The organism is Microbacterium sp. Gd 4-13, from assembly GCF_003095395.1.
Classification (GTDB): domain Bacteria; phylum Actinomycetota; class Actinomycetes; order Actinomycetales; family Microbacteriaceae; genus Microbacterium.
The window spans coordinates 71372-93048 of record NZ_QEIJ01000007.1 but is presented as its reverse complement, the minus strand read 5'-3'; the positions used below and the strand labels follow the sequence as shown (position 1 = coordinate 93048).

Here is a 21677-nt window from a genome sequence, read left to right as displayed (position 1 = left end):
GCGGTTACAGCCCGACCATCTCGGCGCTCTCGTCCCACAGACGCTGGGCGATGAGCGGGTCGTCGGCGACGCGGCTCGTCTTCGACGGCCGGTTGTTCGAGTAGAACTGGCCCGGTTCCCAGTCGACCCCGGGTTTGCCGAGCGCGAGCCACGTCAGGCGGGCCCCGCCGACCTCGGTCGAGGTGAGCAGGCGCGCCGCGAGCGGGTTGGTGTACATGAACCGCCACGGACCCGTCGATGCCGCGGCGAATCCGCTCGCGATCGCACCGGGGTGGAACGCGACGGCGTTGAGCCCGTCGTCACCGAAGCGACGGTTGATCTCCTTCGTGAACAGCACGTTCGCCAGCTTGCCGTTGCCGTACGCGGTCGTCGCCGAGAAGCGGTTCTCGCCCTGGAGGTCGTCGATGTCGAAGCGGGAGAATCCCCGCGCGGCGAAGCTCGAGGTCTGCACGATCGACGCCCGGCTCTCGATCAATCGTTCGAGCAGCAGGTTGGTGAGCAGGAAACCGCCCAGGTGGTTGACCTGGAAGGTCAGCTCGTAGCCGTCCTTCGTCACCGCACGGTCGCCGAAGACGCCCCCGGCGTTGTTGGCCAGCACGTCGATGCGGGGGTAGGTCTCCAGGAGCACGGCGGCCAGGTCTCGCACCTGGGAAAGATCGCTGTAGTCGGCGACGTGCGAGGGAACCCCCAGCTGACGGGCGACTTTGGCCGTCTTCTCGGGATTGCGCCCGACGACCACGACCTGCTCGCCGGCGTCGGTGAGCTGACGGGCAGATGCGGCGCCGATGCCGTCGCTTGCTCCGGTGATGACGATGGTGCGCGGCACGGGTCCTCCTCGATTGCGGGTGCGGTCAGCGTAAACGCGCAATCTTCGCGTTCCCCGGGGGTTGCGCGGCGACGCGCCTTCTCCCCGCGATCCTCGCCGATCCGCGGCGCTCGATGGGGCGACGTCGCTCGACGTCGATGCGTCGTGTGGACGGGAAGGCCTCGATGGGCGTACTCTTTCGGATCGGTGAGGCAAGCCTAACCTCATGAGGTCGACCCGGTGGGTGCACCTCCTTCCCCCTCCCCACGCAAGGACGTCTGCCCGTGTTCGCGACCTTCCTCATCGGCCTGCGCGAAGGCCTCGAGGCGGCCCTCGTCGTCGGCATCCTCGTCGCCTACCTGTCGAGATCAGGCCGCCGCGACGCGCTCCCCCGTCTGTGGGCCGGTGTCGCGCTCGCCGTGGCCCTCTCGCTCGGCATCGGCGCGATCCTCACCTTCGGCGCCTACTCGCTGACGTTCGAGGCGCAGGAGCTCATCGGCGGACTCCTCTCCCTCGTCGCGGTCGCGATGGTGACCTGGATGATCTTCTGGATGCAGCGCACCGCCCGCACACTGAAGAACGATCTCGAGAGCGGGGTTCAGCGCGCGCTCGTCGCGGGCAGCGTCTGGGCTCTGATCGCGATCGGTTTCGTCTCGGTCGCCCGCGAGGGGATCGAGACCACTCTGCTGCTGTGGTCGATGGTGCAGTCGTTCGGCAACGCTCCCGATGCGCTCCTCGGGGCCCTCCTCGGTCTCGCGTGCGCGGTCGTGCTCGGGTGGGCGGTGGCCAGGGGGATGCTGCGTCTGAACCTGCGAGCCTTCTTCACCTGGACGGGCGCGTTCCTCGTGATCGTCGCCGCCGGGGTGCTCGCCTACGCCATCCACGACCTGCAGGAGGCCGGCGCCCTTCCCGGTCCCTTCACCGCTGCCGCGCCCCTGGACGCCGCGACCGGCGCCGTGGCGACCGGGTGGGCGGCCGTCCCCTTCGGGTGGGCCTTCGACGTCTCCGCCGCCGTGCCGCCGGGCAGCCCGCTGGCCGCCATCCTCCAGGCCACGATCGGCTTCATGCCGCGGATGACGTGGCTGCAGGTCATCGCGTGGTTCGTGTACATCGCCGTGGTCGGCTTCTTCTTCGTCCGCGGCGCGATGGGGCGTCCGTCTCGAGCGACGTCGGCTCCCCCGGCGTCGACGACCTCCGCCCGCGACGCAGAGATCTCCTCCCACGGCACCGGCTTTCCCGCCGCCGGCGCGTCCACCACACAGCAAGGAGCAGTATGAACACCTCTCGTCTCGTCGGAGCGGCGGCAGCCCTCGGGGTCGTGACCATCGTCTTGGCAGGCTGCGTCGCGAAGGCCGACGTCGCCGCATCCGATGCCCTCACCGTCACGTCGACCGCGGACGGTTGCGAAGTGTCGGGATCGACCGCGACGAGCGGAACCCTCGCGTTCGACGTCACCAACAGCGGTGACGAGGTCACGGAGTTCTACCTGCTCGCCGACGACGGCCTGCGCATCGTGGGCGAGGTCGAGAACATCGCGCCGGGCGCGTCGCGGACGCTCACCGTCGTCGCGCAGCCCGGCGACTACTACACGCTCTGCAAGCCCGGCATGATCGGCGACGGGGTCGGCCGGGCCGGCTTCGCCGTCAGCGGCGACGCCGTCGCGATCGACGGACCCGACGCCGAGCAGAAGCAGCAGGCCGTCGACCTCTATGCCGCGTTCGTGAAGGATCAGGTCGGCCAGCTCGTGCCCGCCGTCGAGGCGTTCGTCGCCGCCTACGAATCGGGCGACGATGCGGCCGCGCAGGCGCAGTTCCCGCAGGTGCGCGCGTTCTACGAGCGCATCGAGCCCGTCGCCGAAGCCCTGGGCGACCTCGACCCCCGCATCGACTACCGCGAGGTCGACGCGGTCGCCGAGGGGCTGGACTGGACCGGGTTCCACCGCATCGAGAAGGACCTCTGGGTTCCGGCTCAGGACGCCCTGAACGCCGACGGCGAGACACCCGCCTGGCAGGGCTGGGCGCCGTCGACGGCCGAGGAACGCGCCTCGTACGGCGACCAGCTGATCGCCGACGTGCAGGAGCTGTACGACTACGTGCACTCCGCCGACTTCCAGACGGCGCTCGACGCGCAGGGCGTCGCGGGCATCTCGAACGGCGCGATCGCGCTGCTCGACGAGGTCGCGACGGGCAAGATCAGCGGCGAGGAGGACTGGTGGTCGGGAACCGACCTCTACGACTTCGCCGCGAACGTCGAGGGGTCGAAGATGGCGTTCTCGCTCGTCTCCGACTTCGCCGCCTCGAAGGGCGACGAGGGTGCCGCCCTCGTCGACGAGATCGACGCCGGCTACGCCGACCTCGAGGCTTCGCTGGCAGCGCACGGTTCGCTCACCGACGGTTTCGTCGGCTACGGCCAGCTCACCGAGGCCGATAAGCGCGAGTTCACCGACCTCATCAACGCGCTGGCCGAGCCGCTCTCGCAGCTCACCGTGACCGTCCTGGAGTGATGTGACCACCGAATCCGACGAGACGACGGGCACCGACGCCCCGACCCCCGCCCACGCAGCCGGCGTCTCGCGACGCGGGCTGTTCGGGTGGGCGTTCGGGGCGGGCGCCGCGGGCCTCGTGATGGGAGCCGGCGGCGGCGTCGTGGCGCAGCGCACCGCGGCCGCGGCGGCCACGGTCGACCCGGCGGCGACGGCGTACGACTTCTACGGCGCGCACCAGGCGGGGATCACGACCCCCGTGCAGGAGCACCTGCACTTCGCCTCGTTCGACATGATGGCGCGCACCGACCGCGACGACCTCATCTCGCTCCTGCAGGACTGGAGCTACGCCTCGGCGCGGATGTCGCAGGGGCTCGAGGTCAGCGCGACCGGAGCGGTCGGGGGCTCCCCCGAGGCTCCACCCGACGACACCGGGGAGGCGCAGGGACTCGCCGCGAACGGTCTCACCATCACGTTCGGCTTCGGTCCGTCACTGTTCGACGACCGGTACGGACTGGCCGGCGCGCGCCCCGCGGCGCTCGAGCGCCTGCCCCCGTTCCTCGGCGACGACCTCGACCCCGCAGCATCCGACGGCGATCTCTGCATCCAGGTGTGCGCCGACGACCCCCAGGTGGCCGTGCACGCGATCCGCAACCTGAGTCGCATCGCGTTCGGACGCGCGCGGATCCGCTGGTCGCAGCTCGGCTACGGCCGCACCTCGCGCACGACCACGGGGGCCGCGACCCCGCGCAACCTCTTCGGCTACAAGGACGGCACGGCGAACATCCTCGCCGACGACACAGCCGCCCTCGACGAGAACGTGTGGGTCGGAACGGCCGACGAACCCGCCTGGATGGCGGGCGGCTCGTACCTCGTCGCACGCAAGATCGCGATGATCATCGAGACGTGGGACCGCGTGCGCCTGAGCGAACAGGACCGCATCGTCGGCCGCGACAAGGGACGGGGAGCACCCCTGTCGGGAGGCGACGAGTTCACCGAGCCCGACTTCTCGGCGACGGATGCGGCGGGCGCGCCTCGCATCGACCGCACCAGTCACGTGCATCTCGCCCACCCCGACAACAACGGCGGCATCCGCATCCTCCGCCGCGGATACAACTTCGTCGACGGCAACACCGATCTCGGCAGGCTCGACGCGGGGTTGTTCTTCCTGTCGTTCCAGCGCAGCCCCGAACAGTTCGTCACCCTGCAGCGAGCGCTGTCGACCGACGCGATGCGCGAGTACATCCGTCACGTGGGTTCGGGCTTGTGGGCCGTGCCCCCGGGCGCCGCGCCGGGTTCGTACGTCGGCGCGGGCCTCTTCGCCTGACGCTGCGCCGTTTCGGGGCGGGTTTCTCCGCTCGGGGCGCGGAATGTCGCGCCCCACGGCGAGAAACGCGCCCCGAACCGCACCGTCACCCGCCGCACGGTGACGCCCGGAGCCACGTACCAGGCGGCCTCCACTCCGCGGCGTCTTCGACGAATGCGGCGCACAACGGTGCCAGACGCCCTGCGTCGCGTCCGCCGCCGATCAGATGGATGCTGCCCGCTCGCCGCGTGCCGGAGTCGCCCATGCGACCATCTTGCGTCGTCGCGGGCCTGGCGAACTCACACCCCGCTCCCAGGTTCGAGGGACCAAAACCGGGGTGGCCGCCGTTCTCTTGAGTGACGCCGCAGCCAGCGGTGCGATCCGAGGAGGAAACCGTGAGCACCGACTACCGAAAGACTCCCGAGGCGCTGAGCCGCCTCACCCCGAACGAGTACCGCGTCACGCAGGAGGACGCCACCGAGCCCGCGTTCCGCAACCGGTACTGGGACAATCACGAAGCCGGCATCTACGTCGATGTGGTCTCGGGTCAGCCGCTCTTCTCGTCGACCGACAAGTTCGACAGCGGATCGGGATGGCCGAGCTTCACCCAGCCCATCGATCCGTCCGTCGTGACCGAGAAGACCGACCGCTCCCTCTGGATGAAGCGCACCGAGGTGAGATCGGCCGGCGCCGACAGTCACCTCGGCCACCTTTTCGACGACGGCCCCCGCGATGCGGGAGGATTGCGCTACTGCATGAACTCGGCCGCACTGCGGTTCGTGCCCGTTGCCGAGCTCGAGGCGCAGGGCTACGGCGCCTACCTGACACACTTCGACACGCTCAGCGACAATGAAGGAGAGATCGCATCATGACCAGCGGACCCAGCGACACCGGAGCCATCACCCGAACGCCCGGCACCGAGACGGCGGTTCTCGCCGGCGGATGCTTCTGGGGCGTCGAGGATCTCATCCGCCGCCAGCCCGGAGTGCTCGACACGCGCGTCGGATACACCGGCGGCACGAACGACCACGCCACATACCGCAACCACGATGGCCATGCCGAGGCGGTGGAGATCGTCTTCGACCCCACGAAGACCACGTATCGCGACATCCTGGCGTTCTTCTTCCAGATCCACGATCCGTCGACCCTGAACCGTCAGGGCAACGACGTCGGCACGAGCTACCGCTCGGCGATCTTCCCGCTCTCCCCCGAGCAGGATCAGGTCGCGCGCGACACCATCGCCGACGTCGACGCATCCGGGCTCTGGCCGAACAAGGCCGTCACCACTATCGAGCCCGAGGGCCCGTTCTGGGAGGCCGAGCCCGAGCATCAGGACTACCTCATCCGCATCCCGCACGGCTACACGTGCCACTTCGTGCGCCCCGGCTGGGTGCTGCCGAAGCGCGCCGAGGCTTCGGCGTAAACCTCGCTCGAACGAGAGCCGCGATCCCCGCCGGGTCGCGGCTCTCGTTGTCTGCGGACTGCGGAAGTCGTCGGTGCGGAGCACACTGGGCTCATGAGTGGTGACGCCGCATCCTGGGTGCTGCACGTCGACCTCGACCAGTTCATCGCCGCCGTCGAGGTGCTGCGGCGACCCGAGCTCGCCGGGAAGCCCGTGATCGTGGGCGGGCGGGGCGACCCCGCGGAGCGCGCCGTCGTGTCGACGGCGTCGTACGAAGCGCGTGCATTCGGCGTCGGTTCGGGGATGCCGCTGCGGATCGCCGCGCGGAAGGCGCCCGACGCCGTGCTGCTCCCCGTCGACGCTCCCGCCTACACCGCCGCATCAGAGAGAGTCATGGCGACGCTGCGTGCACAGCCGGATGCCACCGTGCAGGTGCTGGGGTGGGACGAAGCGTTCGTCGGGATCGAGACCGCCGATCCGGAGGCCTACGCACGAGCGATCCAGGCCGCCGTCCTCGAACGCACCCTGCTGCACTGCAGCGTCGGGATCGGCGACACCCTCGTCAGAGCGAAGATCGCGACCGGCTTCGGAAAACCGCGCGGCGTCTTCCGACTGACGGCCGAGAACTGGTCGTCGGTGATGGGCGACCTTCCGACCAAGGAGCTCTGGGGTGTGGGCTCGAAGGTCTCGCGCCGGCTCGCCGCCCACGGCATCGTCACCGTCTCGCAGCTGGCCGACGTCGACACGGACGTGCTGACCGCCGAGTTCGGACCGAAGATGGGGCTCTGGTACCGGCAGCTCGGTCGAGGAGACGGGGCCACCACGGTCGACGACACCCCGTGGGTGGCCCGCGGTCACAGCCGCGAGACGACGTTCCAGGTCGATCTCGTCGACCGTGCCGACATCGAGAACGCGGTGCGCGCCATGCTCGACCAGGTGCTCGATGACGTTGTCGCCGAGCAACGCCCCGTCGTGGGCCTCGGCCTGAAGGTGCGCTACGCACCCTTCGTGACGAAGACCTTCACGCGTCGCGTGGCGGCGACGAACGACCGCGAGTCCGTGGTCGCCGAGGCGATGGCGCTCGTGACGAAGATCGACCCGGATCGCGCGGTGCGTCTGCTCGGTGTCCGCGCCGAGATGGCCATGCCCGACGACGCGAGAGAGGGCCACACGCCGACGCGCGGCGGCTGGTGAGGCCTTTCGAGCCGACCGGCAAGCCCTGGGCGCGAACCGAGCGGGCCGCCTAGGCTCGCGGCATGCACACGCATGATGTGATCGTGATCGGCGCGGGCCTTGCGGGTCTGCGTTGCGCGACAGACCTCGCTCGAGCCGGTCGCGACGCGGTCGTGCTCGAGGCCGGCGACGCGGTGGGTGGGCGCCAGCGCACCGACGAGGTCGACGGCTTCCTTCTCGACCGCGGGTTCCACGTGCTGAACCCCGCCTACCCGGCGATGCAGCGCGGGGTCGACATCGCCGCCCTCCGCCTGCAGCGCTTCCCGGTCGGTGTGCGCGTGCGCCGCGAGCGCACCGTCGCCGAGATCGCCCACCCGTTGCGGCACCCCGCGAGCATTCCCGAGACCCTCCGGAGCGGCCTGATCAGCGGGGCGGATGCTGTCGCCCTCGCCCGCTGGATGGCACCGGCACTGCTGGGCCCCCGCACGATGATGGCCGCGCCCGACCGGACGCTTCGCGAGGGGTGGGATCGGGCGGGACTGTTCGGCACGCTCCGCACCGCGGTGCTCGCGCCGTTTCTCGCCGGGGTGCTCGCCGATGATGCGCAGAGCACCTCCGACGCGTTCGTCCGTCTGCTGGTGCGCATGTTCGTCCTCGGACACCCGGGGCTCCCGGAGCGCGGAATCGGCGCGCTCCCCGCGCAGCTCGCGCTCACCGCAACCGCCGAAGGGGTCGGCATCAGACTCGGTCAGCGGGTATCGCGTCTCCGGTCGACCCCGGGCGGTGTGGAGGTCGACGTCGACGGCGGTGACGCGATCTCCGCCGCGATCGTCGTCGTGGCGGTCGGACCCGACGCGGTCTCGGACCTCGTCGATCTGCCTCGCCCGGCGACGCGCGGACTGCAGACGTGGTGGTTCGCGACCGACACCGCTCCCGCAGCATCCGCCATGATCAGCGTCGACGCCCGCGGGCGCGGTCCGATCGTGAACACCGCGGTGATGTCGAACACCGTTGCGTCGTACGCACCGAGCGGACGCCACCTCGTGCAGGCGACGTGTCTGCTGCGCTCCGGCGGCGTCGACGAGGCGACCGAATCTGAGGTGCGCCGCCAGCTCGGCGAGATCTGGCAGACGGATGCGGGGTCGTGGCACCTGCTGCGACGCGACGACATTCCCCACGCCCTCCCCGTGCAGGCCGCTCCGTTGCGGGCGACGCCGCACGCCCGTGTCGCCGAGGCCGTCTACGTGGCGGGAGACCACCGCGCCACCGCGTCGATCCAGGGTGCCCTCGCCTCGGGAGAGCGGATCGCGCGCGCGATCGTCGCCGCCGATCGCGAGGGGGCGATCGACGACCGCCCCTAGCCGTGCGGTCGAAGAGCGTGGTAGCGTTGCTGGTGTCCCGATCCGGGGCCCCGCGTCGAAACCCTCTGCCTCAATGTAGAGAACAGCAACCCCGACGTTCTTCCCCGTCTGAGACGGCTCATATAACCCCTAGATTTTGCGCAGTGAGAGCACCATCGTGTTGCCTCCTCCGCCCTGCTGAAAGCTTGTTTTGACGCTCGTCACCGTACCTCCCTTCACACCCCGCTCCTCCTCTTCATCCGTCCACTGGCGCCAGGCCGGGGCCGACATCCTCGTCGCCACCGATGCCGGCGAGTACGCCGGGTTCGTCGCCACCGTCACCGATGGCTACGACGCGCACGGCCCCGTCGGTGAAGACCTCGGTCGCCATGCGTCTGCCGTTCTCGCGCAGACCACGGTCGAAGAAGCTCGCGGAACGATCGCCACCCGCCGGGTCACCCCGCGCCGGTCGCGTTCGTTGCGCCTCATCCGTCCGCTCCGCACACGTCGAAGCGGCACACACGGTCGCTGATTGCGGCCCGAAAAGAAAAAGGAAGAACACGATGGCCACTGGCACCGTGAAATGGTTCAACTCCGAAAAGGGCTTCGGCTTCATCGCTCCCGATGACGGCTCCGCCGACCTGTTCGCGCACTTCAGCGCGATCGCCGGCAGCGGCTTCAAGGAGCTCCAGGAGAACCAGAAGGTGGAGTTCGACGCTGAGCGCGGACCCAAGGGTATGCAGGCTGCGAACATTCGCCCCCTCTGAGACTTCTCCGGCCGGGCAGCGCACGCTGTCCGGCCGGTCGGTCTTGGCCCTCACGCCCACTCCGTGATTGCGGAGGCTCCGAGAGCCAGCAGTATTACCCCGCGGACGATGTCGATCGAGACCTCCGATGGCCTGAGTGCCACCGTTTGATGATCACCTCGCCCGCGAAGACCGCCGCCGCTCGGTGAGCGCCGTTTTCGAGCGCGAACGCCGAACGAGCGCGACGATGAACCGCCAGCCCACGAGAGCTGCGAACAGGGTCAACGTCGCCACGACGACGAACGCGACAGCCGTGCCCTGACCTGACAGCGCCCGCAGCAGCATCCCGCCGACGACCGTCGTCACCCAGACGCCGATCCCGACCCGCACGGGCGCGGACGGCGCCCGCCATGCGCGCGTGACGAGCCACCCGGCGGTGAGAGCGGCGAGGAACGGCCACGCCGTCACCGCGAGCCCGCTCCAGACATCGCCGTCGTGCGTCGCACGCCCCGTCGCCGCGAAGGCGACCACCAGCGCGGCGTCGAGTGCGAACGCCCCTGCCACCCGCAGACCCGTCGACCGGCCCACGGTCACCCGGTCCGTCATGCGTCGACCTCGCGCGGTGCGAGCCCGGGCGTCAACGCCTCGCGCTCGTCGAAGACGAAGCAATCGCCGCTCCAGTGGGCGCGCCCGACCCGCTCGAAGTAACCGAGGATGCCCCCGTCGAGCTGGTAGGCGTCCACCCCCTCCTCCCGGAGGTGAAGGGCAGCCTTCTCGCAGCGGATACCACCGGTGCAGAAGCTCACGACCGTCTTACCGGTCAGGTCGTCGCGGTGGGAGGCCGCCGCATCCGGAAACTGCGTGAAGCGTTCGATACCCCAGCTCAGCGCGCCGTCGAAGGTGCCGTAATCGACCTCGAACGCATTGCGCGTGTCGAGCAGCACCACCTCGCGCCCTCGATCGTCGTGACCGCGATCGAGCCAACGACGCAACGTCTCGGGGTCGACGGCCGGGGCACGACCGGCCGCGGGGCGGACGGTGGGGCGATCCATGCGGATGATCTCGCGCTTGACCTTGACCAGCATCTTGCGGAACGGCTGCGCACTCGACCAGCTCTCCTTCGCCGTGAGAGCGGCGAATCGCTCGTCGGCGGTCAGCTGCAAGAGAAACCCGCGCAGCGCCGACTCGTCCCCGGCGAGGAAGAGGTTGATGCCCTCCTCGGCGAGGAGGATCGTCCCCTTCAGCCCCGCGTCGACGGCACGCGCTCGCAGCACCGGGCGCAGAGCGACAGGGTCATCGATCGGCGTGAACAGGTACGCCGAGACGTTCAGGACGGAGGGCACCGGCCCAGCGTACGCAGACGCGGCGCCCCCCTCCAATCCGCGGGTGTCGTCGCGTCAGAGGTCGAACTTCTCGTTGTCGCCCTCGTACTTCTCACCCGTGACCTTGTGCTTCACCAGGGCGACGATCGTGGCGACCTTGCCGCCGGGGCTGTCCCAGTACTCGCCGCTGACGGTGTCGACCTTCAGAAGGGTGACGTCGGGGTCTTCGGGCCCCTCGGGGAACCAGGCTTCCACGGCCGGGGTCCACAGCTCGCGCAGCTTCGCGCCGTCGTCGACGATGCTGGCGGTGCCCGCCAGCGACAGCCACGAATCGTTGGAGCTGAACGAGACGCCGACGTTCGCATCGCGGGAGACGTGCTCCACCGCTGACGCGTGACGGCCGATGATGAACCACAGGTCGCCGTCGAATTCGCTCTCCTGCACGGTGAGCGGGTGGGCGGTCAACTTGCCGTCTTCGTCACGGCTTGTCAGCATCGCGAAGCGGAAGCCTTTGAGGAGGCTGGCGAGCTTCTCGAGTTCGGAGGGGGTTGCGATCATGACGCGGCCTTTCCACGGGTGGGTCGAGGTATGCCCCCCATGCAACGCCTCTCCGGGCCCCGGCGCACGCCGTTGACACCGGGCGGGAACGGTGCGACGCACTTACCCACGTGTCGCGGACTCGAGGCCGTCCAACTCGGCGAGCGCCGCTCGAGCGCGTGCGATGCGGTCGTCCTCCGGTTCGTCCCACCAGTACGGACCGCGTTCGCCGAGTCCGTGCTTCGCGAGTCCGACGCGATGCCGGGCCGCGGTGACCGCCGCATCGTCGCCCGCACGCTTGCCCGCGCCGACGCCCGAGCGCCCCTTCCCGAGGTGGGAGCGCAGCGCCGCAGCGAGATCGTCGGGCAGGCAGGGATCGGTGCGGCGCCACCGACGCCCGTCGATGACCAGCCAGCGTTCGTCCTCGTCATCGGTCATGGTCGGCCCATCATCGCAGTGCGGCGCTATGCCGCAACGTGCGGCCTGTCAACGGCCCGAGGCCGGGGCGGGACGGCGGTAGCGTGGCTGGTCAGCCGCCGAGGAGACGCCGTGACGACCATCCCCGAACGACGCAGCCCCCGGGCGTCGTCCGCCTACGTGACCGTCTCGGTGGTGATCCCCGTGAAAGACGACGCTGTCGCGCTCTCGCGATGCCTCGCCGCCCTGGCGGGCCAGACGCGCCTCGCCGACGAGACGATCGTCGTCGACAACGGCTCCGTCGACGCATCTGCGGAGGTCGCCCGCCGTGCCGGTGCCCGTGTCGTGGAGTGCGTGCGTCCGGGCATACCCGCGGCCAGCGCCCTCGGGTACGACGCCGCCACCGGCGCGGTCATCCTCCGCCTCGATGCGGACTGCGTCCCCGACGCGACGTGGATCGAGATGGTCCTCTCCGCGTTCTCCCGTCAGCCGCACGTCGCAGCGTTCACCGGTGGCGCGCGCTTCATCGATGGACCACGGATGCTGCGCCGTCCGCTCGCTTTCGCCTACCTCCTCGCCTACATCCTCGTCACGGCACCCGCTCTCGGGCACCTTCCTCTCTTCGGCTCGAACGTGGCGCTTCGCCGTGAGGCGTGGATGGACGTCCGCTCGGCGGTGCACCGGCACGACGCGATGCTGCACGACGACGTCGATCTCGCGTTCCACCTCGGCGAGCGCCACCGCATCGGGCGGCTCCCCTCGGCGGCCATGGGGATGTCGATGCGCCCCTTCGCCAGCGTGTCGGGGTTCCGACAGCGGATCGGCAGGGGGTTCCGCACGGTGACCGTGCACTGGCCCCACGATTTCCCTCCGCACCGCTGGCTTCGCGTCGCGCTGCATCGACGCAGCGCCCGCCGCGATCGCGCCCTGCTGTCATGCGCACGATGACCGGCGTGATCGGACCGGTCGACGCCCCCGAACTGCACGTCATGACCTACAACATCCGTCGTCGCCTCGGCATCGACCCGCGTCCGGCCGATCGGTGGTCACGGCGGAGGGAACCCCTGCGTGCCCTGCTCGCCGCGGAACTCCCCACGGTCCTGGGCGTGCAGGAGGCGATGCCCGATCAGGCGGCCTTCGTCGCGGCCGCGCTCGGATCGCGCTATCGCTCGATCGGCCGCGGTCGCAACCGCGATGGGCGTGGCGAGGCCTGCCCGCTGTTCTACGACGCGGAACGGCTCGAGCTGGTCGAGGCCGACCAGACCGCCCTGTCGACGCAACCCGACGAGCCCGGATCGCGCTCGTGGGGGTCCGTCGTCCCGCGGATCGTCGTGTCGGCTCTGTTCCGCGACCGCGCGACCGAGGCGCGCTTCCGGGTCATGAACACGCACTTCGATCCCTTCTCCGCGGCCGCACGGGTGCGCTCGAGCGAGATCGTGAGGCGCGCGGCCGAAGAGGCGACGGAACCCGTGATCGTCATGGGCGACCTCAACGCGGCTGCGGCCTCACCGGCGCTGCGCGTGCTGCTGTCCGGCGGCGTCCTGCGCGACGCGTGGGCGAGCGCCCGGACGCACCTCACCCCGAGGTGGGGCACCTTCGTGAATTATCGCCGGCCGCGCGCCGACGCACCCCGCATCGACTGGATCGTGGTCACGAAAGGCGTGCGTGTGCTCGGCGCGGCCATCGATGGCGAGCCCGTCGACGGCCGGTGGCCGTCCGACCACCTTCCCGTGCACGCCGTCGTCCGCGTCGACCTCGACGACACGATCCGATGATCGAGAACTTCCTCCGGCCACCTCGCTCGATCGGCGAATACACCGCTGACGCCCTCCGGCTGATCGGCGCCCTGAGCGTCATCGCGGCCGCGATCTGGTTCACCGCCACCGACGCCGGCATCGTCGGGCTGACGCTCCCTGCTCTGGTGGCGCCCCGGTTCCTCGGCCTGCGTCCGATCTTCGACATCGTGACGACCGCGACCGTCCTCGTCGCGGCGTGGAGCAACGTGTTCGACCTCTACACCCGCGTCGCGTGGTGGGACATCGCCGTCCACCTCGTCTGCACGGGCGTGCTAGCCGTGCTCCTGTACGTGCTCTGCGCCTATGCCGGCGTCGTCGCCGCCCCGCGCACGCAGGCGTTCACCGGACGCGCGGCGATCGTGCTCGTCACCGCGTTCGGACTCGCCCTCAGCGCGGTGTGGGAGATGATCGAGTGGCTGGGGAAGACCCTCGTCACCGACGACATCTTCGTCACCTATGACGACACGATCGGTGACATGGCCGTCGGAGGCCTCGGTGCCCTCCTGGCGGGATGCCTGCTCGCGCACGCGGTCCACCCGCTCGTGCCACACCCCGCGCCCGTGCGCAAGGGAGGGCGCATCCCGACCGGTGCGCGATGTGATGGGAAAGCACTCGAAGCCGAATACCCGGAGGACCCGTCATGAACCGATTCGCCAAACTTCTTCTCGTCCTCGGCGCCGCCGCCGGTGTCTTCGTCGGCGTCCGCCTCGTCGTCGCGAAGTACGGTGCACTGGCTACCGCTGTCGTCGCGCTGTGGAACGACCCCGAGGTCAAGAAGATCCGCCGCCGCGCCGCGAAACAGCTGAAGAAGGCGCGGAAGTCGGCCGAGAAGACCGCCCACAAGGCCGAGAAAGCCGCACGCAAAGCAGTGAAGAGCTGAGAGAGAAGACGACCATGAGCGAGAAGAACCCGCAGGACGACGGCACCGACATCGACGACGCGACGGCCACGGGCGGCGATGTCGACGATGTAGAGACCACCGAACAAGACGGCACGCCGGTCGAGAACCCCTCGGGCTGAGCCCGCCCCTCGACGTCAGTCGAGGGGCGCGATGTCGACCTGCAGCTCGTTCGCGAGCTGCTCGAGTCCGGTGGCGAGGTCGTCGGGGTCGGCGGATGCGGCGGAGATCGCCACGATCGTGGCCTCGAACACGCGCCCGCCGGCCATCGGCGCGTCGCGCACCTCCGTCGTCATCCGCTCGATGCCGAAGCCGCGTCGACTCAGCGTCGTCGACACTTCCCGGACGATCCCCGGTCTGTCGTTGCCGAGCACCGAGACCGCGAAGCGTCGATCTCGGGAGCCGCGCGACGATCCCGTCGTCGGCAGGGTCACGGTCACCAGCCCGGGGATCTCAGCGAGCGCGGCGCGCAACGATGCGACGCGGGCCTCGTCGACCGACACCTCGATGATGCCGGCGAAGGCTCCGGCCAGCTCTGCGAGCTGACTGTTCTCCCAGTTGGCGCCGTGCGCGTCGACTTCGCCGGCGACAGCGGCCACGAGACCAGCCCGGTCGGCACCGACGACGGTCAGGACGAGGGTGGCCATGGGCGCCAGCGTAGCGTGCACGCCCCGGTCGGGGCAGGCCCCGCGGCAGGGCTCAGAGGCCGATCTCGGTGAACGCCGCATCCATGTGTCGGTAGATCTCGTCGTAACCCGCGTCGTTCGGGTGAAGCCCGTCTTCCGCCATCTCGCCCTCACGCCCCTGAATCCAGTACGAGGCCCCCGGGATGTAGTCGGCGTCGATGCGCTCTGCGGCGTCTTTCACCCAGCCGATGATGGTCTCGAGGCCGTCGGTGCGCTCGGCGGTGTACCAGAACGGTTCGACGACCACGAAGCGCGCGTCGGGGAGGGCTCCGGTCAGGCGGTCGACGTCGTCGGCGATGCGGTCGCGGATCTCGGTTCCCCGCGCGTCGAAGCTGAACGCGTCGTTGAGTCCCATCGTGATGACGACGATGTCGGGCTGGGAGTCGATGATGTCGCCGGGGAGGTCGGCACCGCGCGCATCGCGGTTGTTCACGAACCCGAGCCCGTTCACGCTCGGGTTGTACTCCCGCCAGCCGCGGTCCTCGGCGAGACGGGTCGACCATCGCTCATCCGGAGAGCTGGCACCCGTACCGAGCGTGTACGAGTCGCCGTAGAAGGCGACGAGCGGACGACCGTCGTCATCCGGCGGTGCCGCCTGCTGCGGGGCGCAGCCCACGAGGGTGAGACCCACGGCCGCCAGTGTGACGGCGAGAATTCGACGCATCCGACCATCCTCCTCTGTCTCGTTCTCTTCGGAGCCGCACCGGGTCCGGTTTGCGCGTCTCCCCCGCGAACGGCTGAGACGCTCTCACGGCCGCCGGCGCCACGGCGTTCTCCGTCTTCGCCGCCTCGGCCGCCGGGCAGGTCGTGTTCGCTCGTGTGAGGTTGCGCGTGCAGGTGACGGTGGCCGTGATCTGCTGCGCCGCGGGGCTCGTCGGCGTGGCTCTGGGGGCCGTGCTCCCCCAGCTCGCGGGGTTCCTCGTTGACACGACCCGCTCCCGAGCGTGGTCAACCGTCGTCGAATCAGTTGCACACAATTCAATGGCGTGCAATGCTTTTCGCATGCCCGCAGTCGACGACATGGTGTGCTTCGCCCTGTACTCGGCGAGCCGCGCAACCACGCAGGCCTACCGGCGCGTACTCGAGCCCTGGGGCCTCACCTACCCGCAGTACCTCGTGCTCGTGACCCTCTGGACCGACGGCCCGCGCACGGTGGGCGAGCTCGGCCAGACGCTCGACCTCGACTCCGGCACGCTGTCTCCCCTTCTTCGGCGACTCGAACGCGCCGGCACTGTGACCCGCACGCGCCGCTCCGACGACGAACGCGTCGTCGAGGTCTCCCTCACCGAGCTCGGACTCGATCTCCGCGAACGCATGAGCGGGGTCTCCGCCCAGATCGCGACCTGCATGGGCATCGAGATCGACGCCGCACGTCGACTCCTCGACTCCCTGCACAGCCTCACCCGCAGCGTGCAGGCCTCCTCCGAGGCAACCGCCTCCTGAACCGAAAGGACATCCCCATGGACGTCATCTACACCGCAGAAGCACTCGCAACCGGCGAAGGACGCGGCGGCCACGTCGTCACGAAAGACGGACTGCTCGACACCGACCTGCGCATCCCCCAGGAGATGGGCGGCCCCGGTGGCGGCCTGAACCCCGAGGCCCTTTTCGCCGCTGGCTACGCGGCCTGCTTCCACGGTGCGCTTCAGGCCGTCGCGCGGGGCCAGAAGGTCACGCTCGAAGACACGAGCGTCGGTTCGCGCGTGCACATCGGCCCGAACGGCGAGGGCGGCTTCCAGCTCTCCGTCGAGCTCGAGGTCGTCATCCCGAACCTCCCGCACGACGAGGCACAGGCGCTCGCCGACGCCGCCCACCAGGTCTGCCCCTACTCGAACGCGACCCGCGGCAACATCGACGTCACGGTCACCGTCTCCGACGACTGACCTCCCCACTCACGAGAAGGGACCGCCGCCCTCTCGGGACGGCGGTCCTTCCTCGTCGGTCGACGCCGCGAAAACAGCGCGCAGCGAACGTCGGTCTGAGAGGGATCAGGTGGTGAGCGCGGCGACGCCGGCGATCACCGATGCGAGTGCGATGACGAGGGCCAGCGCGATGAGAACCGCGTGCACGATGAGGAAGGTGGTCGGCTTCCCCGCGGCATCGCGTGCCCGGGGGTCTTTGGCGACGCGCATGTAGAACCGCGGCCAGACGATCACGTTGAAGGCGGCATTGACGAACAGCAGCACGACGAGCAGAGTTTCCACGCCCCGAGCCTAAGCGTCGTTCCCGCGAAGGTCGTGGACGTCGGAGATGTGGCCGACGTAGGACGATGAGTGCGGATGCGTCCTGCGCCCGCGCCATGTCCTACGCCCGTGACGGATGCTGCACAACCAGAGCCTCAGCGGGCGCATCCGATGCAGGTGGCCGCCGTCGGACGCGCCTCCAGCCGCCCCGGCGCGATCGGGCCGCCGCAGACGACGCAGGTACCGTACGTTCCGTCGGCGACGCGGGCGAGCGCCGCCGCAGCATCCGCCCTGTCGTGTTCGGCGCCGCGCCGCAACGCGTCGACCCGGCTCCACTCCCCCGACAGCGTCGACCCCTCGGGGTCGTGCTCATCGTCGGCCGTTGCATCGGCGCGGTCGCGCAGAAGACTGCGCTCGTCGTCGTCGAGGTGGGCGAGACGCTGTTCGGCCTCGCGCAGCAGCGTCCGCAGGACGGTGGCGTGATCTGTGGTCATCAGCGCTCCAGGCTACGCCCGCGCGCACGTGGGGAGGGCCAGCTGACGACTGTCAATCCCGCACGAGCGCGCGCGTCGAGCGGGCACGATCGGTGATACGCATCAGGGAGGCGCTCATGGCGAAGGATTTCTCGACGGGTGACCGGGTCAGTTGGAACACCCCGCAGGGTCGCACGCACGGCAGCATCGTAGAGAAGAAGACGAGCGACTTCACCCTCGCCGGGCAGCACTTCACGGCCTCGTCCGACGAACCCGCCTTCGTCGTCGAATCCGACAAGAGCGGCAACCGTGCGGCGCACAAGGGATCGGCTCTGCGCAGACTCACGGACGCCTGAGCACGCCATGTGACAGCCGCGGGCGGATGCGACGGGCCTACTCTCGAAGCATGCGTGTGACCGCTTCCTTCCGCTCCGCGCGCCGAACCCCGTTCCTCCAGGTCACGAAGTCGGCGATAGCGACGATCGCGGCGTGGCTGCTCGCCGGGTGGCTCGTGCCCGGGCCGCTCCCCGTCTTCGCGGCGATCGCCGCGCTCCTCGTCGTACAGCCCAGCTTGAACCAGTCGCTGACGCGCGCGGTCGAACGCAGTGTCGGGGTCATCGCCGGGGTGATCGTCGCCTCCGCGCTCGGCATCGCGCTCGGTTCGTCGACCTGGGTGATCCTCATCGCGGCCGCCGTGGCTCTTCTCGCCGCGTGGGCGCTGAAGCTGACCCCGGGGGCGGCCAATCAGGTGGCGATCAGCGCGATCCTGGTGCTCGCACTCGGCACCGCCACCCCGCTCTACGCCGTCGATCGCGTGATCGAGACGCTCATCGGCGCGCTGGTCGGCCTCATCGTGAACGTGGCGCTCGTGCCCCCTGTCGCCGTCGCCCCGGCCCGGCAGCGCATCGAGGCGCTCGGCGACGAGCTGTCGGCCGCCCTCGATCGCCTCGCCGACGCGCTCGCGACCCCGCAGACGCCCGCCTCTCTCGAAGAGCTCCTGCTCGAGGCACGCCTGATGCGGCCGATGCGCGACGCGGCCGACGAAGCGCTGTCAGACGCACGCGACTCGCTCGCCCTCAATCCGCGGGGCCGCCGTCACCGCGACGACCTCGCCCAGCTCGAGCGGTTGCTCGACGTCTTCACTCCGATCCTCACGCAGGTGATCGGCATGACCCGGGCAGCCTACGACCGGTACGACCCGTCGATCGTCGACGAACCGTCGGTCCGCGCCATCGCCGAACAGCTGCGCCGGGCCGCGCACGACGTGCATCTCGCGGTCCTCCGGCACCGGGCCCCCGATGCGACCTCGGCGTCGCGCGCGGCCGACGGCGCAGCATCCTCACCCCTCGAACCCCCGGCCCTGACTCGACCGCTCGACATCGGCGCGCCGTCGGAGGGCCACTGGGTTCTCGTCGGCTCACTGCTCGTCGACCTGCACCGCATTCACGAAGCTCTCGGAGAGACGGCGAACTCATGACCGACCGCACGCTCGCGATGTTCCCCCTGGGCATGGTGCTCTTTCCCCACACACCCCTCGCAGCACGCATCTTCGAGGAGCGCTACCTGAAGATGCTCGGGATGCTGCTCGATGAACAACCCGCGGAGTTCGGCGTCGTGCTGATCGAACGCGGACACGAAGTGGGGGGCGGAGAGAAGCGGTTCGCACGGGGCGCGGTCGCGCGACTCGAACGGGTGCTGCCGCAGGAGGGCGTCATCTCGGTGCTCGCACGCGGAGGAAGCCGCTTCGAGGTGGAGGAGTGGCTCGACGACGCGCCCTACCCGCGCGCCCGAGTGCGCATGCTGCCCGATCTGGACTGGAACGATGCCCTCGCCCCCCTTTCGTCGGAGGCCGAGAGGATCGTTCGGCGCGTGCTCGCGCGCGCCGGCGAGTACGGCGACACCCGGTGGGAACCGAGCATCGAGCTCGCCGAAGAACCGCTCGCGCGGGCGTGGCAGATCGCCGCGATCGCGCCGCTCGGGCCGATCGACCAGCTCGCGCTGCTCGGCGCGACGAGCGTCGGCGGACTCCTCCGCGAGGTCATCGATCTGACGCTGGCGGCCGAAGAGCTCCTCGCCGTGCGCGGTGTCGACGAGGAGCCCTTCGAATAGACGCGCTCAGTTCAGGGCGCGGATGCTGGACGGGATGACGCCGTTCGCGTAGAGGTCTTTCGCGACGTCCTGCAGGGCGGTGAGAGCGACGCGCTGCGTCGTGGGTCCGTACGAGATGCGCGCCACGCCGAAAGCTTCGTATTCCGCCGCGGTGAGGGCTCCCGGGAGGCCGATGACGCTCACGCGACGGTCACCGATGCCCTCGACGAGTTGGCGGGTGGTGTCAGCGTCGAGGAGTCCGGGAACGAAGACCGAGGTGGCGCCGGCGTCGAGGAAGGCCCGGCCACGCTCGATCGCGTCGGCGATCGATGCGGAGACGGGACGATCGCCGCCGCGCACGAACGCGTCGGTGCGCGCATTCAGCACGAACGGCACACCCTCCGCCTCGCCGGCGGCGATGGCGGCCTCGACGACGGCCACCGACTCGGCGAGCGGCTTCAAGCGGTCTTCGATGTTCGCACCGACCGCTCCGGCGCCGATCGCCTTCCTCACGGTCTCGCCCGCATCGCCGTACCCCGCGTCGAGGTCGGCGGTCACGGGCAGGTCGACAGCCTCGGCGATGCGACGCACCATGTCGAGCATGACGTCGAGGGGGATGTTCTCGCCGTCCTCATAGCCGAACGTGGCGGCGATGGAGTGCCCCGCCGTGGCGATGGCCTTCGTCTCGGGGAGGGCGGCGATCGCCTTCGTCGAGACGACGTCCCACACGTTCACGACGCGGAGGATCTCGGGGGCGGTGTGCAGCTGCGCGAAGCTCTGGGCTTTCTCGATCTGGGTGCTCATGCGTCCCACGTTACGGTGCGCCGAGAGACGCGGTCCCCGGCCTTGCGACCGGTCCGCGGCTGCACGAGTCGCTCGCCTCGCGCGCACGGGTTGGCTCCGAGCGCACGACCAGGGCGCGGGCCTAGGCCGTGCGCGGGGTCGCAACCCGTGCGCCCGCGGAAGGAGCTCAGGCGGCGAGCGCCTCGGCGATCGGCGTGTCGCCGCCTCCGAATCGGATGAAACGGCCCACGGTGCGGTCGTCCGCCAGCGACGCCGCGATGACGGCCGCGACGTCGGCGCGCGACACCTCGCCCTTGCCCTCGGGGTCGAGCGTGATCGTGCCGGTCGGTTCGCCCAGCGTGAGGGTGCCCGGGCCGAGGATCGTCCAGTCCAGCGCGGTTGCGCGCAGGTGGTCGTCGGCGGCGAGCTTCGCGTCGGCGTAGGCGAAGAACGAATCGTCGGGCGAGATGCCGTGGTCGGGGGTCGAGCCGATCCACGACACCATCACGAAGCGACGCACACCGGTCGCGGCAGCAGCATCCATCGTGCGGATCGCGGCGTCGCGGTCGACCGCGTAGGTGCGCTCGGCGCTGGCGCCTCCGGCACCCGCCGACCACACGACCGCGTCGTATCCGTCGACGGCGTCTCGCAGCGCGGCCTCGTCGGCCGCCTCGACGTCGAGCACGAGCGAGCTGGCACCGGCGGCGGTCACGTCGTCCGCGTGCTCGGGGTTGCGGATGACCGACGTGACGTCATCGCCGCGGGCGGCGAGAAGCGGTGCGAGCAGGAGGGCGACCTTGCCGTGGCCGCCGAGAACGAGAACCTTCATGAGTCAGTGCCTTCCGATGTGTTCGATGGACATGCTGAGAACGACCCGGTCGGCGCTGTCGGGCGGCGGCTGCTGATCGGCGTTGCCGTAGCGCTGCCCGAGCCGCACGTAGAAGGCGCCCTCGGGGTCGGGTGTCGCCTCGACGAGACGCCCGCGCACCTCCATGTAGCGATAGGGGTTCTCGGGGTCGAAGACCATCAGGCTCATCGACGGGTTCGCCGCGAGATTGCGGAACTTCTGCCGCCGGGTCGTATGGGTGAACAGGAGGTGCTCACCGTCGTACTCGAACCACATCGGATTGACCTGGACCGAGCCGTCGGGTCTCACCGTGCCCAGGGCGCCATAATTCGGTTCGTCGAGTAGATCGCGCAGGTCGTCGGGAATCACGCGCACTCCTTTCGTCGGATCTCC

General features: G+C 69.9%; 31 protein-coding genes. 19 read left to right on the top strand and 12 right to left on the bottom strand.

Annotation, left to right across the window (positions count from 1 at the left end):
- Nucleotides 1-4: 4 nt before the first annotated feature.
- Nucleotides 5-826 carry an SDR family NAD(P)-dependent oxidoreductase gene (locus DEA06_RS13245; protein WP_240606947.1) on the bottom strand — a complete coding sequence of 274 codons (822 nt, stop codon included), beginning with the start codon at nucleotides 824-826 and terminating at the stop codon, nucleotides 5-7.
- A 263-nt stretch (nucleotides 827-1089) separates the two neighbouring features.
- On the opposite strand from DEA06_RS13245, the gene efeU reads away from it, so the two are divergent.
- From efeU to DEA06_RS13200, 9 genes are all read left to right on the top strand, one after another.
- Nucleotides 1090-2082, top strand: a complete 993-nt coding sequence (gene efeU, locus DEA06_RS13240; protein WP_116648479.1) for an iron uptake transporter permease EfeU — start codon at nucleotides 1090-1092, stop codon at nucleotides 2080-2082.
- Entirely contained in the window at nucleotides 2079-3308 is a 1230-nt protein-coding gene (gene efeO, locus DEA06_RS13235; protein ID WP_116648478.1) for an iron uptake system protein EfeO, read from the top strand. The genes efeU and efeO overlap by 4 nt, the downstream gene beginning before the upstream one ends.
- A gap of 1 nt (nucleotide 3309) precedes the next feature.
- Nucleotides 3310-4614 (top strand): iron uptake transporter deferrochelatase/peroxidase subunit, encoded by a 1305-nt coding sequence (gene efeB / locus DEA06_RS13230; protein ID WP_116648477.1) that lies wholly within the window; start codon nucleotides 3310-3312, stop codon nucleotides 4612-4614.
- 374 nt (nucleotides 4615-4988) lie between these two features.
- A complete protein-coding gene (msrB, locus tag DEA06_RS13225; RefSeq protein WP_116648476.1) occupies nucleotides 4989-5465 on the top strand; it encodes a peptide-methionine (R)-S-oxide reductase MsrB in 477 nt (158 codons plus the stop codon).
- Complete coding sequence (gene msrA, locus DEA06_RS13220) at nucleotides 5462-6016, top strand: peptide-methionine (S)-S-oxide reductase MsrA (RefSeq protein ID WP_116648475.1); 555 nt, start codon at nucleotides 5462-5464, stop codon at nucleotides 6014-6016. The genes msrB and msrA overlap by 4 nt, the downstream gene beginning before the upstream one ends.
- Before the next feature lie 93 nt (nucleotides 6017-6109).
- Complete coding sequence (locus tag DEA06_RS13215) at nucleotides 6110-7189, top strand: DNA polymerase IV (protein WP_205781282.1); 1080 nt, start codon at nucleotides 6110-6112, stop codon at nucleotides 7187-7189.
- 62 nt (nucleotides 7190-7251) lie between these two features.
- Entirely contained in the window at nucleotides 7252-8529 is a 1278-nt protein-coding gene (locus DEA06_RS13210; RefSeq protein ID WP_116648474.1) for an NAD(P)/FAD-dependent oxidoreductase, read from the top strand.
- A 190-nt stretch (nucleotides 8530-8719) separates the two neighbouring features.
- Complete coding sequence (locus DEA06_RS13205) at nucleotides 8720-9040, top strand: hypothetical protein (RefSeq protein WP_116648473.1); 321 nt, start codon at nucleotides 8720-8722, stop codon at nucleotides 9038-9040.
- A gap of 31 nt (nucleotides 9041-9071) precedes the next feature.
- Entirely contained in the window at nucleotides 9072-9275 is a 204-nt protein-coding gene (locus DEA06_RS13200; protein ID WP_116648472.1) for a cold-shock protein, read from the top strand.
- A 153-nt stretch (nucleotides 9276-9428) separates the two neighbouring features.
- On the opposite strand, the gene DEA06_RS13195 is transcribed toward DEA06_RS13200, so the two are convergent.
- The 4 genes from DEA06_RS13195 to DEA06_RS13180 all read right to left on the bottom strand — a co-directional run bounded on the left by DEA06_RS13195 (nucleotide 9429) and on the right by DEA06_RS13180 (nucleotide 11551).
- Nucleotides 9429-9860 (bottom strand): DUF3054 domain-containing protein, encoded by a 432-nt coding sequence (locus DEA06_RS13195; protein WP_116648471.1) that lies wholly within the window; start codon nucleotides 9858-9860, stop codon nucleotides 9429-9431.
- Nucleotides 9857-10597, bottom strand: coding sequence for a sulfurtransferase (locus DEA06_RS13190; RefSeq protein WP_116648470.1), 741 nt, complete (start codon nucleotides 10595-10597; stop codon nucleotides 9857-9859). Before DEA06_RS13190 ends, DEA06_RS13195 begins: the two co-directional genes overlap by 4 nt.
- A gap of 54 nt (nucleotides 10598-10651) precedes the next feature.
- Nucleotides 10652-11134 carry a pyridoxamine 5'-phosphate oxidase family protein gene (locus tag DEA06_RS13185; protein ID WP_116648469.1) on the bottom strand — a complete coding sequence of 161 codons (483 nt, stop codon included), beginning with the start codon at nucleotides 11132-11134 and terminating at the stop codon, nucleotides 10652-10654.
- A 102-nt stretch (nucleotides 11135-11236) separates the two neighbouring features.
- Nucleotides 11237-11551: a biopolymer transporter Tol gene (locus DEA06_RS13180; RefSeq protein WP_116648468.1), complete on the bottom strand. Its 315-nt coding sequence runs from the start codon at nucleotides 11549-11551 to the stop codon at nucleotides 11237-11239.
- Nucleotides 11552-11662: 111 nt separating this feature from the next.
- Between DEA06_RS13180 and DEA06_RS13175 the strand changes: the two genes are divergently transcribed.
- From DEA06_RS13175 to DEA06_RS16925, 5 genes are read left to right on the top strand one after another with little or no spacing between them, the layout of a single operon-like run.
- The gene (locus DEA06_RS13175; RefSeq protein ID WP_240606946.1) at nucleotides 11663-12478 is read left to right on the top strand and encodes a glycosyltransferase family A protein; all 816 of its coding nucleotides are present in this window, start codon (nucleotides 11663-11665) and stop codon (nucleotides 12476-12478) included.
- Nucleotides 12475-13305 carry an endonuclease/exonuclease/phosphatase family protein gene (locus DEA06_RS13170; RefSeq protein WP_240606945.1) on the top strand — a complete coding sequence of 277 codons (831 nt, stop codon included), beginning with the start codon at nucleotides 12475-12477 and terminating at the stop codon, nucleotides 13303-13305. Before DEA06_RS13175 ends, DEA06_RS13170 begins: the two co-directional genes overlap by 4 nt.
- Nucleotides 13302-13970 carry a hypothetical protein gene (locus DEA06_RS13165; protein WP_205781281.1) on the top strand — a complete coding sequence of 223 codons (669 nt, stop codon included), beginning with the start codon at nucleotides 13302-13304 and terminating at the stop codon, nucleotides 13968-13970. The genes DEA06_RS13170 and DEA06_RS13165 overlap by 4 nt, the downstream gene beginning before the upstream one ends.
- The gene (locus DEA06_RS13160) at nucleotides 13967-14206 is read left to right on the top strand and encodes a hypothetical protein (RefSeq protein ID WP_116648466.1); all 240 of its coding nucleotides are present in this window, start codon (nucleotides 13967-13969) and stop codon (nucleotides 14204-14206) included. Before DEA06_RS13165 ends, DEA06_RS13160 begins: the two co-directional genes overlap by 4 nt.
- A gap of 14 nt (nucleotides 14207-14220) precedes the next feature.
- Nucleotides 14221-14346 carry a hypothetical protein gene (locus DEA06_RS16925; RefSeq protein ID WP_276308359.1) on the top strand — a complete coding sequence of 42 codons (126 nt, stop codon included), beginning with the start codon at nucleotides 14221-14223 and terminating at the stop codon, nucleotides 14344-14346.
- A 15-nt stretch (nucleotides 14347-14361) separates the two neighbouring features.
- On the opposite strand, the gene DEA06_RS13155 is transcribed toward DEA06_RS16925, so the two are convergent.
- Together DEA06_RS13155 and DEA06_RS13150 are read right to left on the bottom strand one after the other, a co-directional pair.
- A complete protein-coding gene (locus DEA06_RS13155; RefSeq protein ID WP_116648465.1) occupies nucleotides 14362-14871 on the bottom strand; it encodes an ACT domain-containing protein in 510 nt (169 codons plus the stop codon).
- Between the two features lie 52 nt (nucleotides 14872-14923).
- The gene (locus tag DEA06_RS13150; RefSeq protein ID WP_116648464.1) at nucleotides 14924-15574 is read right to left on the bottom strand and encodes an SGNH/GDSL hydrolase family protein; all 651 of its coding nucleotides are present in this window, start codon (nucleotides 15572-15574) and stop codon (nucleotides 14924-14926) included.
- Between the two features lie 338 nt (nucleotides 15575-15912).
- On the opposite strand from DEA06_RS13150, the gene DEA06_RS13145 reads away from it, so the two are divergent.
- Together DEA06_RS13145 and DEA06_RS13140 are read left to right on the top strand one after the other, a co-directional pair.
- Entirely contained in the window at nucleotides 15913-16353 is a 441-nt protein-coding gene (locus tag DEA06_RS13145; protein ID WP_240606944.1) for a MarR family transcriptional regulator, read from the top strand.
- Between the two features lie 17 nt (nucleotides 16354-16370).
- The gene (locus DEA06_RS13140) at nucleotides 16371-16793 is read left to right on the top strand and encodes an organic hydroperoxide resistance protein (protein ID WP_116648463.1); all 423 of its coding nucleotides are present in this window, start codon (nucleotides 16371-16373) and stop codon (nucleotides 16791-16793) included.
- A 105-nt stretch (nucleotides 16794-16898) separates the two neighbouring features.
- On the opposite strand, the gene DEA06_RS13135 is transcribed toward DEA06_RS13140, so the two are convergent.
- Together DEA06_RS13135 and DEA06_RS13130 are read right to left on the bottom strand one after the other, a co-directional pair.
- Complete coding sequence (locus tag DEA06_RS13135) at nucleotides 16899-17114, bottom strand: hypothetical protein (RefSeq protein WP_116648462.1); 216 nt, start codon at nucleotides 17112-17114, stop codon at nucleotides 16899-16901.
- Nucleotides 17115-17248: 134 nt separating this feature from the next.
- Nucleotides 17249-17587, bottom strand: a complete 339-nt coding sequence (locus tag DEA06_RS13130) for a TraR/DksA C4-type zinc finger protein (RefSeq protein WP_116648461.1) — start codon at nucleotides 17585-17587, stop codon at nucleotides 17249-17251.
- 116 nt (nucleotides 17588-17703) lie between these two features.
- On the opposite strand from DEA06_RS13130, the gene DEA06_RS13125 reads away from it, so the two are divergent.
- Genes DEA06_RS13125 through DEA06_RS13115 form a run of 3 tightly spaced genes read left to right on the top strand, consistent with a single transcriptional unit; the run spans nucleotide 17704 to nucleotide 19675 of the window.
- Complete coding sequence (locus tag DEA06_RS13125; protein ID WP_116648460.1) at nucleotides 17704-17922, top strand: DUF2945 domain-containing protein; 219 nt, start codon at nucleotides 17704-17706, stop codon at nucleotides 17920-17922.
- 50 nt (nucleotides 17923-17972) lie between these two features.
- The gene (locus DEA06_RS13120; RefSeq protein ID WP_116648459.1) at nucleotides 17973-19043 is read left to right on the top strand and encodes an FUSC family protein; all 1071 of its coding nucleotides are present in this window, start codon (nucleotides 17973-17975) and stop codon (nucleotides 19041-19043) included.
- Nucleotides 19040-19675: an LON peptidase substrate-binding domain-containing protein gene (locus DEA06_RS13115; RefSeq protein WP_116648458.1), complete on the top strand. Its 636-nt coding sequence runs from the start codon at nucleotides 19040-19042 to the stop codon at nucleotides 19673-19675. Before DEA06_RS13120 ends, DEA06_RS13115 begins: the two co-directional genes overlap by 4 nt.
- A 6-nt stretch (nucleotides 19676-19681) precedes the next feature.
- On the opposite strand, the gene DEA06_RS13110 is transcribed toward DEA06_RS13115, so the two are convergent.
- The 3 genes from DEA06_RS13110 to DEA06_RS13100 all read right to left on the bottom strand — a co-directional run bounded on the left by DEA06_RS13110 (nucleotide 19682) and on the right by DEA06_RS13100 (nucleotide 21653).
- Nucleotides 19682-20458, bottom strand: a complete 777-nt coding sequence (locus tag DEA06_RS13110; RefSeq protein ID WP_116648457.1) for an isocitrate lyase/phosphoenolpyruvate mutase family protein — start codon at nucleotides 20456-20458, stop codon at nucleotides 19682-19684.
- Between the two features lie 166 nt (nucleotides 20459-20624).
- Nucleotides 20625-21266: an SDR family oxidoreductase gene (locus DEA06_RS13105; RefSeq protein WP_116648456.1), complete on the bottom strand. Its 642-nt coding sequence runs from the start codon at nucleotides 21264-21266 to the stop codon at nucleotides 20625-20627.
- Nucleotides 21267-21269: 3 nt separating this feature from the next.
- The gene (locus DEA06_RS13100) at nucleotides 21270-21653 is read right to left on the bottom strand and encodes a PPOX class F420-dependent oxidoreductase (RefSeq protein WP_116648455.1); all 384 of its coding nucleotides are present in this window, start codon (nucleotides 21651-21653) and stop codon (nucleotides 21270-21272) included.
- Nucleotides 21654-21677: the final 24 nt, after the last annotated feature.